The sequence below is a fragment of the Pseudomonas sp. GW821-FHT04D07 genome (genome assembly GCF_059420225.1).
On sequence record NZ_JBWKTH010000001.1, the window covers coordinates 51686 to 66744 of the forward strand.

Below are 15059 nucleotides of genomic sequence, written 5' to 3' on the forward strand. Positions count from 1 at the left end.
CTATGTCACTAAATTTCCCGCTGTTGCTGGTCATCGCCGTCGCCGTTTGTGGTGCCTTGGCGTTGTTCGATCTGGTCTTTCTGGCGCCTCGTCGGCGTTCCGCCATCGCGGCCTATCAGGGCAGCGTGACGCAGCCCGATGGCGATGTGGTCGAAAAGCTGAACAAGGAACCTTTGCTGGTTGAATACGGCAAATCCTTCTTCCCGGTGTTGTTCATCGTGCTGGTACTGCGTTCGTTCCTGGTGGAACCGTTCCAGATTCCGTCCGGTTCGATGAAACCGACCCTGGATGTCGGCGACTTCATCCTGGTGAACAAGTTTTCCTACGGGATTCGCTTGCCGGTGATCGACCAGAAGGTCATCCGGGTCGGTGATCCGCAGCGCGGCGATGTGATGGTGTTCCGCTACCCGAGCGACCCCAACGTCAACTACATCAAGCGTGTAGTCGGCCTGCCGGGCGACGTGGTGCGCTACACCAGTGACAAGAAGCTGTTCGTCAATGGCCAGTCGGTGGCCGAGCAACTGATTGGCGCCGAGCCGGGCATGTTGGGCAGCGCCGAGCTCTACAAAGAGCAACTGGGCGCCGCCGAGCACATGATCCGCAAGGAAATGGGCCGTTACCGCGCGCCGCCCGATCACGAGTGGAAGGTTCCGCAAGGCCACTACTTCATGATGGGTGACAACCGCGACAACTCCAACGACAGCCGCTACTGGGATGACCCAAGCATTCCCAAGGAGCTGCTGGGCATGGTTCCCGACGAGAACATCGTCGGCAAGGCCTTCGCGGTCTGGATGAGCTGGCCCGAACCGAAACTCAGCCACTTCCCGAATTTTTCCCGGGTCGGTCTGATCAAGTAACCAAACCCGGCGCTGTGAACACAGCGCCGAGTGCTTTTTCAGGTGCCGCAGTACCATGAAGATGACCTCCGCTCGCTCGCAAGAAGGCCTGTCGTTTTTTGGCTGGTTGCTGACCCTGGCCGTGGTGGCCTTTGCCGCCAGTGTGGCGTTGAAGCTGGTCCCGCATTACCTCGACTATATGTCGATGAAGAGAATCATCATGTCGGTGGAAACCGACAAGGCGGCGGATATCGTCACCGTCAATGACTTTTATACCCATGTTATCCGCGGCATGCAGGTCAACAGTATTCAGGATTTGGATTTGAACAAGGTGTTAAGCGTGACGTTGGAAAACAACCGGTTCCTCGCGCACTTGAAATATGAGCAGCGTGACCCGCTGATCCAGAATATCGATCTGGTGGTCAAGTTCGACCACGAATTCAGCGTGGCCAAACCGTGAGCGTGTCTTTAAGTCGTCTCGAGCGCCAGCTCGGCTATACCTTCAAGGATCAGGAGTTGATGCTCCTGGCCCTGACTCACCGCAGTTTTGCCGGGCGCAACAACGAGCGCCTGGAGTTCCTCGGGGATGCCATTCTCAACTTCGTGGCGGGCGAGGCGCTGTTCGAGCGTTTCCCCCAGGCTCGCGAAGGCCAGTTGTCGCGTTTACGCGCGCGCCTGGTGAAAGGTGAAACACTGGCGATACTGGCCCGTGGTTTCGAGTTGGGCGAGTACCTGCGCCTGGGCTCCGGCGAGCTGAAAAGCGGTGGTTTCCGCCGCGAGTCGATTCTCGCCGATGCCCTGGAAGCCCTGATTGGTGCGATTTACCTGGATGCCGGCATGGAAGCGGCACGGGACCGGGTGTTGGCCTGGCTGACCTCGGAGTTTGACAGCCTGACGCTGGTGGACACCAACAAGGACCCCAAGACCCGCCTGCAGGAGTTTCTGCAATCCCGGGCCTGCGACCTGCCGCGTTACGAAGTGGTGGATATCCAGGGTGAGCCGCATTGCCGGACGTTCTTCGTCGAGTGCGAGATCACCCTATTGAATGAAAAAAGCCGAGGACAGGGCGTGAGCCGTCGTATTGCCGAACAGGTAGCGGCGGCATCGGCACTGATTGCCCTGGGCGTGGAGAATGGTAATGACTGATTCAACGGCAACACGCTGCGGCTACGTCGCCATCGTCGGCCGGCCGAACGTGGGCAAGTCCACGCTGCTGAACCATATCCTCGGGCAGAAACTGGCGATCACCTCGCGCAAGCCCCAGACCACTCGCCACAACATGCTCGGGATCAAGACCGAAGGCAGCGTGCAGGCGGTCTATGTCGACACCCCCGGTATGCACAAGGGCGGCGAAAAGGCCCTGAACCGCTATATGAACAAGACCGCTTCGGCGGCGTTGAAAGACGTCGACGTGGTGATCTTCGTGGTTGACCGCACCCGTTGGACCGACGAAGACCAGATGGTCCTGGAGCGTATCCAGTACGTTGAGGGCCCGGTGATCGTGGCCTTGAACAAGACCGACCGGATCGAGGACAAGGCCGAGCTGATGCCACACCTGACCTGGTTGCAGGAGCAGTTGCCGAAGGCGCAGATCGTGCCGATCTCGGCGCAGCACGGGCACAACCTTGAGCACCTGGAAAGCCTGATCGCCACGCACCTGCCGGAAAACGAGCACTTTTTCCCGGAAGACCAGATCACCGACCGCAGCAGCCGATTCCTGGCGGCGGAACTGGTGCGTGAGAAAATCATGCGGCAGATGGGCGCCGAGCTGCCTTACCAGATCACCGTGGAAATCGAAGAATTCAAGCAGCAGGGCAAGACCCTGCACATCCATGCGTTGATCCTCGTCGAGCGTGACGGCCAGAAGAAGATCATCATTGGTGACAAGGGCGAGCGCATCAAGCGTATCGGCACCGAGGCGCGCAAGGACATGGAGCTGCTGTTCGATTCGAAGATCATGCTCAACCTGTGGGTCAAGGTGAAGGGCGGCTGGTCCGATGACGAGCGTGCGCTGCGTTCGTTGGGTTACGGCGACCTGTAACCAGGCTGTTCGAGCGCTCCCAGGCGGAACGCTATCCCTCACCCCTGTAGGAGCGAGCTTGCTCGCGATGAACGCAAGAACACTGCGATTCTTGCATTGCCCCGCGTTATCGTTAACGTTCATCGCGAGCAAGCTCGCTCCTACAGGGTCTTCATGTCCACGACGCCACCTCCCGGCCAACCCGCCTACGTCCTGCACTCCCGCGCCTATCGCGAAAACAGCGCGCTGGTGGATTTCATCACCCCGCAAGGCCGGCTGCGTGCCGTACTGCGCAGCGCGCGGGGCAAGGCCGGGACTCTGGCGCGGCCCTTCGTGCCCCTCGAGGTGGAGTTTCGCGGTCGCGGCGAGCTGAAGAACGTCGGCCGCATGGAAAGCGCCGGGGTCTCCACCTGGCTGGTTGGCGAGGCCCTGTTCAGCGGCCTCTACCTCAATGAACTGTTGATCCGCCTACTGCCCGCCGAAGATCCGCACCCCGCGGTCTTCGAGCATTACGCCGCAACCTTGCTGGCCCTGGCCGAAGGCCGTCCCCTCGAACCGCTGCTGCGCTCCTTTGAGTGGCGGCTGCTGGACGACCTCGGTTATGGCTTTTCCCTCGACCTGGATATTCACGGTGAACCGCTGGCGGCGGATGGCTTGTACCGCCTGCAAGTCGATGCCGGCCTGGAGCGGGTCTATCTGTTGCAACCGGGCCTGTTCCAGGGCGCCGAGCTGCTGGCCATGGCCGAGGCCGACTGGACCGCGGTGGGCGCCTTGTCGGCGGCCAAACGCCTGATGCGCCAAGCCCTGGCGGTGCATCTGGGCGGCAAGCCGCTGGTCAGTCGCGAGTTGTTTCGCAAGCCCTGAGGGGCGGGTAGGGCCTAATGCTGTTGTAGGAGCAGCCGGTCGACGGCGTTAGGGCATGGCCTCCTGGCATCCACATTCGACACACAGAACTGGCCGTACAAGCCACGGCTGACGTGTATGCTGTGCAGCGAATCTTCCACTCTTCAGGAGTCTTTCCGTGAGCACCAGCACTCGTATCCTTCTCGGCGTGAACATCGACCACGTCGCCACCCTGCGCCAGGCCCGGGGCACGCGTTATCCCGATCCGGTCAAGGCTGCGCTGGATGCCGAAGAGGCGGGCGCCGACGGCATCACCGTGCACCTGCGTGAAGACCGCCGGCATATCCAGGAGCGCGATGTGTTGCTGCTCAAGGAGGTGTTGCAGACGCGGATGAACTTCGAGATGGGCGTGACCGACGAGATGATGGCTTTTGCCGAGCGCATTCGTCCGGCGCATATCTGCCTGGTACCGGAAACCCGTCAGGAGCTGACCACCGAGGGTGGCCTGGATGTGGCGGGGCAGGAGGAACGGATCAAGGCGGCGGTGCAGCGCCTGAGCAAGATTGGCAGCGAAGTGTCGCTGTTCATCGATGCTGATGAGCGTCAGATCGCCGCGGCCAAGCGTGTCGGGGCGCCGGCTATCGAGCTGCACACCGGGCGTTATGCCGATGCCCAGACGCCGGTGGAAGTGGCCGAAGAGCTGAAGCGGATCGCCGATGGCGTGGCATTCGGTGTGGCCCAGGGATTGATCGTCAATGCCGGGCATGGCCTGCATTACCACAACGTCGAGGCGGTGGCGGCGATCCCGGGGATCAACGAACTGAACATCGGTCACGCGCTGGTGGCGCATGCGCTGTTCGTCGGATTCAAGGCGGCGGTGGTGGAGATGAAAGCGCTGATCCTGGCGGCTGCGCCGAAGGCCTGACTGCCGGGTATGTCATCTTGAGGCGTAACCTGAAGTGCTGTTGCGCCTGTTCCGGTCTCTTCGCGGGCAAGCTCCGCTCCCACAGTTTGACCGCGTCCCCCCTGTGGGAGCGGAGCTTGCCCGCGAAGAGGTCCGAAAGAACACCACAAATAACTCAGGCCATACCCCCATCAGCTTAGAGCTGTGACGGCTGCTCGGTCGGCTTGGTCTTGTCCACGCCTGGCACATGCAGGTTGCTGTCCGCCACCTGGCTGCCTTCCAGCTGCGGCTGGGTCACCCAGGTCAGGATGTCGTAGTAACGGCGGATGTTGGCGACGAAATGCACCGGTTCGCCGCCCCGCGCATACCCGTAGCGGGTCTTGCTGTACCACTGCTTCTGCGCCAGACGCGGCAACATCTTCTTCACGTCCAGCCACTTGTTCGGGTTCAGGCCGTCCTTCTCGGCCAGCTTGCGCGCGTCGTCCAGATGGCCGCTGCCGACGTTGTACGCCGCCAGGGCAAACCAGGTGCGGTCCGGCTCTTCGATCTGCTCGTCCAGTTGATCCTTCATATACGCCAGGTACTTGGCCCCGCCGCTGATGCTCTGTCGCGCATCCAGGCGGTTGGACACGCCCATGGCCTGGGCCGTGCTCTGGGTCAGCATCATCAGGCCGCGCACGCCGGTCTTGGAAGTGACCCCCGGCTGCCACAGCGATTCCTGATAGCCGATGGCCGCCAGCAACCGCCAGTCGACTTTTTCTTCCTTGGCCGACGCGCGGAAATGTTTCTCGTACTTGGGCAGGCGTTGCTGCAAGTGCTGGGCAAAGGTATAGGCGCCGACGTAACCGAGGACATCGACATGCCCGTAATAGCGATCCTTCAGACGTTGCAAGGTGCCGTTCTGCTGCACCTTGTCGAGGTAGGCGTTGATCTCGTTGAGCAGGCTGTTGTCTTCGCCCGGGGCCACCGCCCAGCGCTGGTTGCGGGCATCGCCGAGGTCGAAGGCGACCCGCACATTGGGGAAGTAGACCTGGTTCATCGCCACTTCGTTGGAATCCACCAGGGTCAGGTCGATCTGACCTTCGTCGACCATGCGCAGCAGGTCGACCACTTCAACCGCGTCGGACTCTTCGTATTCGATCGCGGGATTCTGCTTTTTCAGCTCGGCGAGTTGTCCGGCATGGCTGCTGCCCTTGAGCACCGTGATGCGTTTGCCCACCAGGTCCGCCGGTGTCGTGGGGCGGGATTGGCCGTTGCGGTAGACAATCTGCGGGGTGACTTCCAGGTACGGATGGGAAAAGCGTGCCTGCAGCTTGCGTTCGTCGCTGCTCACCAGGCCGGCGGCCGCCAGCACCGGGCCGTTGGGTTTGCCCAGTTGATTGAACAGATCGTCAAGATTGTCGGCGGTTTCGATCTCGAGCTTGACCCCCAGGTCATCGGCAAAGCGCTTGACCAGCTCGTACTCGAAGCCGGTCTCGCCGTTGCGATCCTGGAAATAGGTGGCCGGACTGTTGCGGGTAATCACCCGCAGTACGCCGTCCTCCTTTACGCGCTCGAGTGTGCTGGGTTTATCAACACAGGCGCCGAGCATCAGGAAGAGTCCGGTTGCGATGAGCCACCTGGCACAGCGCGGGCGGAAAGCAGTTGGGGAGAACATCTGCGCAGTATACGCAAAGGACCCCGGCCGCCATATCTCGACAGAATCGCGCCGGTCTGCTAGCTATCCCTGGGAATGGCTGGAGGCTGTAGGAATGGGCTTTTGAGCGCGTATGAACTTTATAAAATAGTGCTGATGAATAATGGTAATGACCTGTATGAATGGGTAATTAGACCTTGAGAGGCATGTGCCGTGAGGCAAGCGTGCCGTTTCGGGTGCCGTCGCGGGCGGTTTAGGCTAGAATGCACGGCCTCAAAGCACACCCCTTCCCGAGGCTGTCCCGAAGATGTTGATCCTGCGCGGCGCTCCTGCCCTTTCCGCCTTTCGCCACAGCAAACTGCTTGAACAACTGAGCCAAAAAGTTCCGGCTGTCAGTGGTTTGTATGCCGAGTTCGCCCATTTCGCCGAAGTGACTGGCGTGCTGACTGGCGACGAACAGCAAGTGCTGGCCCGCCTGCTGAAATACGGCCCGAGCGTGCCGGTCCAGGAGCCGACCGGTCGTCTGTTTCTGGTGTTGCCGCGTTTCGGCACCATTTCGCCCTGGTCGAGCAAGGCCAGCGACATTGCCCGTAACTGCGGCCTGGGGAAAGTCCAGCGCCTGGAACGTGGTATCGCGTTCTACGTGGCCGGCCAGTTCAGCGACGCCGAAGCCGAGCTGATCGCTTCCGCCCTGCATGACCGCATGACCCAGATCGTGCTGGGCACCCTGGAGCAGGCCGCCGGTCTGTTCAGCCATGCCGAGCCGAAGCCGCTGACGGCCATCGACCTGCTGGGTGGCGGTCGCGCCGCGCTGGAAAAAGCCAACGTCGAGCTGGGCCTGGCCCTGGCGGAAGACGAGATCGACTACCTGGTCGACGCTTTCAACGGCCTCAAGCGCAATCCCCACGACATCGAACTGATGATGTTCGCCCAGGCGAACTCCGAGCACTGCCGGCACAAGATCTTCAACGCCAGTTGGGATATCGACGGCCAGAGCCAGGAAAAAAGCCTGTTCGGCATGATCAAGAACACCTACCAGATGCACAGCGAAGGCGTTCTGTCGGCTTACAAGGACAACGCCTCGGTGATCGTCGGTAACGTTGCCGGACGTTTCTTCCCGGACCCTGAAACCCGCCAGTACGGCGCGGTGCAGGAGCCGGTGCACATCCTGATGAAGGTCGAAACCCACAACCACCCGACCGCGATTGCCCCGTTCCCGGGCGCGGCCACCGGTTCCGGCGGCGAGATCCGCGACGAGGGTGCTACCGGCCGTGGCGCCAAGCCGAAAGCCGGCCTCACCGGTTTCACCGTGTCCAACCTGCAGATCCCGGGTTTCGTACAGCCGTGGGAAGTGCCATACGGCAAGCCCGAGCGCATCGTCACCGCGCTGGACATCATGATCGAAGGCCCACTGGGTGGCGCCGCGTTCAACAACGAATTCGGTCGTCCGGCCCTGACCGGCTACTTCCGTACTTTCGAGCAATCCATCACCACCCCGCGTGGCGACGAAGTGCGCGGTTACCACAAGCCGATCATGCTGGCCGGCGGTATGGGCAACATTCGCGCCGAGCACGTACAGAAAGGCGAAATCGTTGTCGGCTCCAAGCTGATCGTCCTTGGCGGCCCGGCAATGCTGATCGGTCTGGGTGGCGGTGCTGCCTCGTCCATGGCCACCGGCACCAGCTCGGCGGACCTGGATTTCGCTTCGGTACAGCGCGAAAACCCGGAAATGGAACGTCGCTGCCAGGAGGTCATCGACCGTTGCTGGCAGCTGGGCGACAAGAACCCCATCAGCTTTATCCATGACGTGGGTGCCGGCGGTCTGTCCAACGCCTTCCCGGAACTGGTCAATGACGGCGATCGCGGCGGTCGTTTCGAACTGCGCAATATTCCCAATGACGAGCCGGGCATGGCCCCGCACGAAATCTGGTCGAACGAATCCCAGGAACGTTATGTCCTGGCGGTCGGCGCGGCGGACTTCGAACGCTTCAAGGCGATCTGCGAGCGTGAGCGTTGCCCGTTCGCCGTGGTCGGCGAAGCCACTACCGAGCCGCAACTGACGGTCACCGACAGCCACTTCGGCAACAGCCCGGTGGATATGCCGCTGGAAGTGCTGCTGGGCAAGGCCCCGCGCATGCACCGTTCGGCGGTGCGCGAAAGCGAGCTGGGCGACGATTTCGATCCGAGCAGCCTGGCCCTGGCCGAGTGCGTCGAGCGCGTCCTGCATCACCCGGCCGTGGCGAGCAAAAGCTTCCTGATCACCATCGGCGACCGCACCATTACCGGCCTGGTCTCCCGCGACCAGATGGTCGGCCCGTGGCAGGTACCGGTGGCTGACGTCGCCGTGACCGCTACCAGCTTCGACGTCTACACCGGTGAGGCCATGGCCATGGGCGAGCGCACGCCGCTGGCCCTGTTGAACGCGCCGGCCTCCGGGCGCATGGCGATCGGCGAAACCCTGACCAACATCGCGGCTTCGCGGATCGGCAAGCTGTCCGATATCAAGCTGTCGGCCAACTGGATGTCCGCGGCCGGCCATCCGGGTGAAGATGCCCGTCTTTACGACACCGTCAAAGCGGTCGGTATGGAACTGTGCCCTGAACTGGGCCTGACCATTCCGGTGGGCAAGGACTCCATGTCCATGGCCACCCGCTGGAACGACGAAGGCACCGACAAGAGTGTGACTTCGCCGCTGTCGCTGATCGTTACCGGTTTCGCCCCGGTCACCGATATCCGCCAGACCCTGACCCCGCAACTGCGCATGGACAAGGGCACCACCGATCTGATCCTGGTCGACCTCGGTCGCGGTCAGAATCGCATGGGCGCTTCGATCCTCGCCCAGGTCTACGGCAAGCTCGGCAAGCAGGCTCCGGACGTCGACGACGCCGAGGACCTGAAGGCCTTCTTCGCGGTGATCCAGGGCCTCAACGCCGACGGTCACCTGCTGGCCTACCATGACCGTTCCGACGGTGGTCTGCTGACCTCCGTGCTGGAAATGGCCTTTGCCGGTCATTGCGGCCTGCATCTGAACCTCGACGGTTTGGCGGAAACCTCCGCCGACCTCGCGGCCATCCTGTTCAACGAAGAACTCGGCGCGGTGATCCAGGTTCGCCAGGATTCCACCCCGGACGTGCTGGCGCAGTTCAGCGCCGCCGGCCTGGGCGACTGTGTGTCGGTGATCGGCCAGCCGTTGAACAATGGCGAAGTCAGCATCACCTTCGACGGCGAGACGGTCTTCACCGGCGAGCGTCGCCTGTTGCAGCGCCAGTGGGCGGAAACCAGCTACCGTATCCAGCGCCTGCGTGACAACGCCGAGTGCGCCGACCAGGAATTCGATGTCCTGCTCGACGAAGGCAACCCCGGCCTGAGCTACAAGACCAGCTTCGATGTGAGCCAGGACATCGCCGCGCCGTACATCAAGAAGGGCATTCGCCCACAGGTGGCGGTGCTGCGTGAGCAGGGTGTCAACGGCCAGGTGGAAATGGCCGCGGCGTTCGACCGTGCCGGCTTCAACGCCATTGACGTGCACATGAGCGATATCCTCGCCGGTCGCGTCGACCTGAACGAGTTCAAGGGCCTGGTTGCCTGCGGCGGCTTCTCCTATGGCGACGTACTCGGTGCCGGTGAAGGCTGGGCCAAATCGGCGCTGTTCAACGCCCGTGCCCGCGATGCCTTCCAGGGCTTCTTCGAGCGCACCGACAGTTTCACCCTGGGCGTGTGCAACGGTTGCCAGATGATGTCCAACCTGCACGAGCTGATTCCGGGCAGCGAACTCTGGCCGCACTTCGTCCGTAACCGCTCCGAGCAGTTCGAAGCGCGGGTGGCGATGGTCCAGGTCCAGGAGTCGAATTCGATCTTCCTGCAGGGCATGGCCGGTTCGCGCATGCCGATTGCCATCGCCCACGGCGAAGGCCATGCCGAGTTCGAAAGCGAGGCCGCGCTGCTGCAAGCCGACCTGTCGGGTTGCGTGGCCATGCGTTTCGTCGACAACCACGGCAAGGTCACCCAGACCTACCCGGCCAACCCGAACGGCTCGCCGCGCGGGATCACCGGGCTGACCAGCCGCGACGGTCGCGTCACCATCATGATGCCGCACCCTGAGCGGGTATTCCGTGCCGTGCAGAACTCCTGGCGCTCGGAAGACTGGAACGAAGACGCGCCATGGATGCGCATGTTCCGCAACGCCCGCGTCTGGGTGAACTAAGCGCTCATGTACAAGCTCAGCTTTTTCGTTCCGCCGAGCCATGTGGAACAGGTCAAGCGTGCCGTATTCGCCGCCGGAGGCGGGCGGATCGGTACTTACGACCAGTGCGCATGGCAGGTGCTGGGCCAAGGCCAGTTTCGCCCGTTGGACGGCAGCCAGCCGTTTCTCGGGCAGACCGGTGTGGTCGAGCAGGTGGATGAGTGGAAGGTTGAGCTGGTGGTGGCGGACGCCTTGATCGAGGCGGTGGTGATGGCTCTGAAGCAGAGCCATCCCTACGAAACGCCGGCCTATGAAGTCTGGCGTCTAGCGGATTTCTGATGCACTCCTCTCCATCTAGAGCGGTACCGCACAGGTTTCCTTGCGGTTCAATAGCGTCCTTAGCGCTTCACTCATTGCGCTGGCCCGATTCCCCACCAACACATGCCAGGCGCCGCCTTCCACCTGGCTGATGCCCTGGCAGCCCAGGGTTTTCAGATCCGCTTCGGATAACCGCCGAACATCCTCGAGCTGCACCCGTAGCCGGGTCTGGGCGACGCATTGCAGTGCCAGCACATTGTCTTTCCCGCCCAGTGCGTCCAGCCATTGCTGGGCCTGTTGCGCGCTGATCGCCTTCGCCCCGAGGGGCACTGGCTCGCTCACCGCCCTGTCGATCGAGCCTGTCACTGGTAAGGCCAGGCGGATCTCATCGGCAATGCTGTCCGCCAATGGCCCGACCACCACCTGCAGGCTGCCGCCGTGTCCTGGTCGCACCACGGCCATTGCCCCGAGGCTTTTCAGCTCGGCGTCCACGGCCTTGTCCCGGTCCAGCAACTCCACTCGCAGGCGTGTGGTGCAGGCCCCCACTGTCAGCAAGTTGGCGGCCCCGCCGAGGGCCTGGATATAAGCGGCGGCCCGCTGGTTTTCGCTGAGTATCCGGGTGGCGGTGGCACTGGCGAGATTCTCGCGGCCCGGGGTCTTCAGGTCGAATCGGCGGATGCAGAAATCGAAAACGAAGTAGTACAGCAAGGCATAGCCCAGCCCCACCGGAAGCACCAACCAGCCGTTGGTGGATTTGCCCCAGCCCAGGGCCATGTCGATGGCACCGCCGGAGAAGGTAAAGCCCAGGTGGATGTTCAGCGCGTTGGTCACGGCCATCGACAGGCCCGTGAGCAAGGCGTGCAGCACATACAACATGGGCGCGAGGAACATGAAGGCGAATTCTATCGGTTCGGTCACCCCGGTCAGGAACGAGGTCAGGGCCATCGATAACAGCAGGCCGCCCATCAACTTGCGTCGTTCCGGCAGGGCATTGCGGTACATCGCCAGGCAGGCCGCCGGCAAGCCGAAGACCATCACCGGGAACATGCCGGTCATGAACTGCCCGGCCTTCGGGTCGCCGGCGAAGTAACGCGCCAGGTCCCCGGTGACCATCAGCCCGGTCTCGGGCGAGGTGTAGCTGCCGAACACGAACCACATCATATTGTTGAGGATATGGTGCAAGCCGGTGACGATCAGCAGTCGGTTGAAGACGCCGAAGACGAAGGCCCCGAGGCTGCCGCTCTCGACCATCAGCAGGCCGAGGCTGTTGATGCCGCTCTGGATCGGCGGCCAGATAAAGCCGAACACCACCCCCAGGCCTACCGCCGAGAACCCGGTGACAATCGGCACGAAGCGGCGCCCGCCGAAGAACGCCAGGTATTCCGGCAGCTTGATGTCCTTGAAGCGGTTGTACAACGCGCCGCCGAGCAGGCCGCTGATGATCCCGGCGAGCATGCCCATGTTGATGCTCGCGTCGAGCACCTTGAGGGTGGCGATCAGCACCAGGTAACCGATGGCCCCGGCCAGCCCGGCGGTGCCGTTGTTGTCGCGGGCGAACCCCACGGCGATGCCGATGGCGAAGATCAGCGCCAGGTTGGCGAAGATGGTGTTGCCGGCATCGTGGATGATCGCGATGTTCAGCAGGTCGGTATCGCCCAGGCGCAGCAGCAGGCCGGCTATCGGCAGGATGGCGATGGGGAGCATCAACGCCCGTCCCAGGCGTTGCAGACCTTCGATGAAGAACTGGTACATGACGTGTCTCCTTCTTGTTGTTGTGTGCAGGCCTAGGATCAATCAGCCCAGCGGCCAGTGTTGGTGACAGGCGTCACGGACTTGTGCGGCGCTGCCCAGTTGCAGCAGCGACGGCACGATCCGCCGACATTCGGCGGCATCCAGGCTGCGGACCCGCGCCTTGATTTCGCCAATTTGCGGGGTGCTCACGGACAGCTCGGTGATCCCCAGGCCGATCAGCACCGGGGTCGCCAACGGGTCGGAGGCCAGCGCGCCGCAGATCCCCACCCAACGCCGATGCATGCCGGCCCCGGCGCAGGTCTGGGCCATCAGCCGCAGCAGGGCCGGGTGCAGGGCATCGACCCGGGCGGCGAGGCCGGCGTGGTCGCGGTCCATGGCCAGGGTGTATTGCGACAGGTCGTTGCTACCGATGGACAGGAAGTCCGCATGCTCGGCCAGTTGTTCGGCCAGCAGGGCGGCCGAAGGCACTTCGATCATCACCCCCAGTTCCGGGCGCAGATTGAGTCCCAGCTCGCTGGCCAGCTCATCCAGGCGCTGACGTACCTGCAGCAGTTCGTCGACTTCGCTGATCATCGGCAGCAGGATCCGGCAGCGTTGCAGCGGGCTGACCTGCAGCAGGGCGCGCAGTTGCTGGTCGAGCAGTGCCGGTTGCGCCTGGCTCAGGCGGATACCGCGCAGGCCCAGCACCGGATTGGCTTCCACCGGCAGCGGCAGGTAGTCGAGTTGCTTGTCGCCACCGACATCGATGGTGCGGATGATTACCGGGCGTTCGCCCATGGCGTCGAGCACGCCCTGGTAGGCACTGCGTTGTTCCTCTTGGTCCGGCGCGTTGCGACGCCCGACGAAGAGGAACTCAGTGCGCAACAGGCCGACAGCGTCGGCGCCGTGCAGATGGGCTTCGCCGGCTTCGGCGGCCGAGGCGACATTGGCGGCCACCTCGATGTGCAGGCCATCGCGGGTCTCGGCCGGTAAGTGGGCCTGGGCCTGTTGTTGCTGGCGCCGCAGTTGCTGTTGCCAGTGGGCCAGGGCGACGCCTTCGCGGCGGGCGTCATCGGGTGTCAATTCGAGGCGGCCGTGATCGGCGTCGAGGACCACCACTTGGCCGGGAGCAATCTCCAATAGTCCGGCCCCCAGCGCCACCAGGCAGGGCAGACCTTTGCTCCGGGCGAGGATCGCGACGTGGGAGGTCGCACCGCCGGCGGCCATGCACAGCCCGGCGACCTGTTGCCGGCTGAGCAACAGCAGGTCCGAGGGGGTCAGTTCCTGCGCGGCGACGATAGCGCCGGGGGGCAGGTCGTAGTGCGCGGCTTCGCCCAGCAGGGCCCGCAGCACCTGTTGCCGGAGGTCGCTCAGGTCGTTGGTGCGCTCGGCCAGCAGCGGATTACCGAGATTGAGCAGAACCTGGCATTGCGTCTCGATCGAACGGTCCCAGGCGTGGGTAGCCGCCTGGCCGGCTTCGATGGCCTGGCTGGCGGCCTCCAGTAGCACGGGGTCTTCGAGCAAGGCGAGGTGGGCGTTGAAGATCGCCTCCTCTTCGGCGGCTTTGCGCTGGCGGGCCTGTAACAGCGTGCCGTGGATGTCCGCGCGAACCTTTTCCAGGGCAGTGTCCAGTGCTTGCAGCTGTTCATCGGCGGCGTGCTGACCGGCGTCCGGCGCCAGGGTGATGGCGGCCAGGCGGACCAGCGGACCACTGACCAGACCGGGCGAGGCGCATACGCCCGGCAGGACGCCGTCTTCGTTTGCTTGGCGTGGGGCCGTCCTGAGCGGCGCTGGCGCCGAATGGCCGGCATCGCCCAGGGGCGTACGCAATACGTTCAACAGGGCTTGCAACGCCGCTTCGCGGTCCGCTCCACGACAGCTGATCTGCACGTCCTGCTGTTCCCCGACGCTGAGTCCCATGATGCCGATCAGGCTGTCGAGGGGCGCCGATTTATCCCCCAGATGCAAACGGGCGCTGCAATTGAAACCTTGTGCGGTCTGGCGCAGCAACGCCGCCGGACGGGCATGCAGGCCGCCGTGATGGGCGACCCGGGCGCTGCCGCGGACTTCGTCGGAGTCCACCGTCGGAGAAGCGGCGGGTTGTTCGGTGTGCTGGCGCGGGACGATATGCAACAAGGGTTCGCCGACCTTGACGTGGGCCTGGGCCATGGGCTGCAGGTCGTAATGCTCGCCGTTGGTCAGGATCACCAGGCTCACCAGGCTCTTGCACTGGCGGGCGACCTTGTCCAGGTCGACGCGCAGCAATGCCTGGCCGTCCCGCACCCGGGTGCCCGTCTCGACCAGCAGGGCAAAGCCTTCACCTTGCAGCTCGACGGTGTCCAGGCCCAGGTGCAGCAGCAGTTCGGCGCCGTTATCGGTGCGCAGGGTCAGGGCGTGTCGCGTTCGGGCGATGTGAATGATCTCGCCGGCACAGGGCGCGTGCAGGCAATCGTTGAGCGGGTCGATGGCCAGCCCGGGGCCCATGGCGCCGCTGGCGAATACCGCATCGTCGACCTCGGCAAGCGGGAACACGGGCCCGCTCAGCGGGGCGCTGAGGGTGATGTTGTTCTTGTTATGCATGGCGCTGT

Annotated in this window: 11 protein-coding genes; 8 read left to right on the forward strand and 3 right to left on the reverse strand. The window is 63.4% G+C overall.

Annotated elements, in window-relative coordinates:
* The first annotated feature begins 2 nt into the window (after positions 1-2).
* The 6 genes from lepB (at position 3) to pdxJ (ending at position 4624) form a co-directional block, all read left to right on the forward strand.
* Positions 3-857, forward strand: coding sequence for a signal peptidase I (gene lepB / locus AC07T0_RS00225; RefSeq protein WP_494999311.1), 855 nt, complete (start codon positions 3-5; stop codon positions 855-857).
* Positions 858-918: 61 nt separating this feature from the next.
* Positions 919-1296, forward strand: coding sequence for a DUF4845 domain-containing protein (locus tag AC07T0_RS00230; protein ID WP_494999868.1), 378 nt, complete (start codon positions 919-921; stop codon positions 1294-1296).
* Positions 1293-1982 carry a ribonuclease III gene (gene rnc, locus AC07T0_RS00235; protein ID WP_494999312.1) on the forward strand — a complete coding sequence of 230 codons (690 nt, stop codon included), beginning with the start codon at positions 1293-1295 and terminating at the stop codon, positions 1980-1982. The genes AC07T0_RS00230 and rnc overlap by 4 nt, the downstream gene beginning before the upstream one ends.
* On the forward strand, positions 1975-2877 hold the full coding sequence (gene era / locus AC07T0_RS00240) for a GTPase Era (RefSeq protein ID WP_248794722.1): 903 nt from the start codon (positions 1975-1977) through the stop codon (positions 2875-2877). The genes rnc and era overlap by 8 nt, the downstream gene beginning before the upstream one ends.
* 153 nt (positions 2878-3030) lie before the next feature.
* Positions 3031-3720, forward strand: a complete 690-nt coding sequence (gene recO, locus AC07T0_RS00245) for a DNA repair protein RecO (RefSeq protein WP_494999313.1) — start codon at positions 3031-3033, stop codon at positions 3718-3720.
* A 157-nt stretch (positions 3721-3877) separates the two neighbouring features.
* Entirely contained in the window at positions 3878-4624 is a 747-nt protein-coding gene (pdxJ, locus tag AC07T0_RS00250) for a pyridoxine 5'-phosphate synthase (RefSeq protein ID WP_494999314.1), read from the forward strand.
* A gap of 175 nt (positions 4625-4799) precedes the next feature.
* Here the strand turns inward: pdxJ and mltF are convergent, their stop codons facing one another.
* Complete coding sequence (gene mltF / locus AC07T0_RS00255; RefSeq protein ID WP_494999315.1) at positions 4800-6260, reverse strand: membrane-bound lytic murein transglycosylase MltF; 1461 nt, start codon at positions 6258-6260, stop codon at positions 4800-4802.
* Positions 6261-6546: 286 nt separating this feature from the next.
* On the opposite strand from mltF, the gene purL reads away from it, so the two are divergent.
* Together purL and AC07T0_RS00265 are read left to right on the forward strand one after the other, a co-directional pair.
* Entirely contained in the window at positions 6547-10443 is a 3897-nt protein-coding gene (gene purL, locus AC07T0_RS00260; RefSeq protein WP_494999316.1) for a phosphoribosylformylglycinamidine synthase, read from the forward strand.
* Between the two features lie 6 nt (positions 10444-10449).
* Positions 10450-10761, forward strand: coding sequence for an NGG1p interacting factor NIF3 (locus AC07T0_RS00265; protein ID WP_494999317.1), 312 nt, complete (start codon positions 10450-10452; stop codon positions 10759-10761).
* Between the two features lie 15 nt (positions 10762-10776).
* On the opposite strand, the gene nagE is transcribed toward AC07T0_RS00265, so the two are convergent.
* A complete protein-coding gene (gene nagE / locus AC07T0_RS00270) occupies positions 10777-12492 on the reverse strand; it encodes an N-acetylglucosamine-specific PTS transporter subunit IIBC (RefSeq protein WP_494999318.1) in 1716 nt (571 codons plus the stop codon).
* A 42-nt stretch (positions 12493-12534) separates the two neighbouring features.
* Positions 12535-15051 carry a phosphoenolpyruvate--protein phosphotransferase gene (gene ptsP / locus AC07T0_RS00275; RefSeq protein ID WP_494999319.1) on the reverse strand — a complete coding sequence of 839 codons (2517 nt, stop codon included), beginning with the start codon at positions 15049-15051 and terminating at the stop codon, positions 12535-12537.
* Positions 15052-15059: the final 8 nt, after the last annotated feature.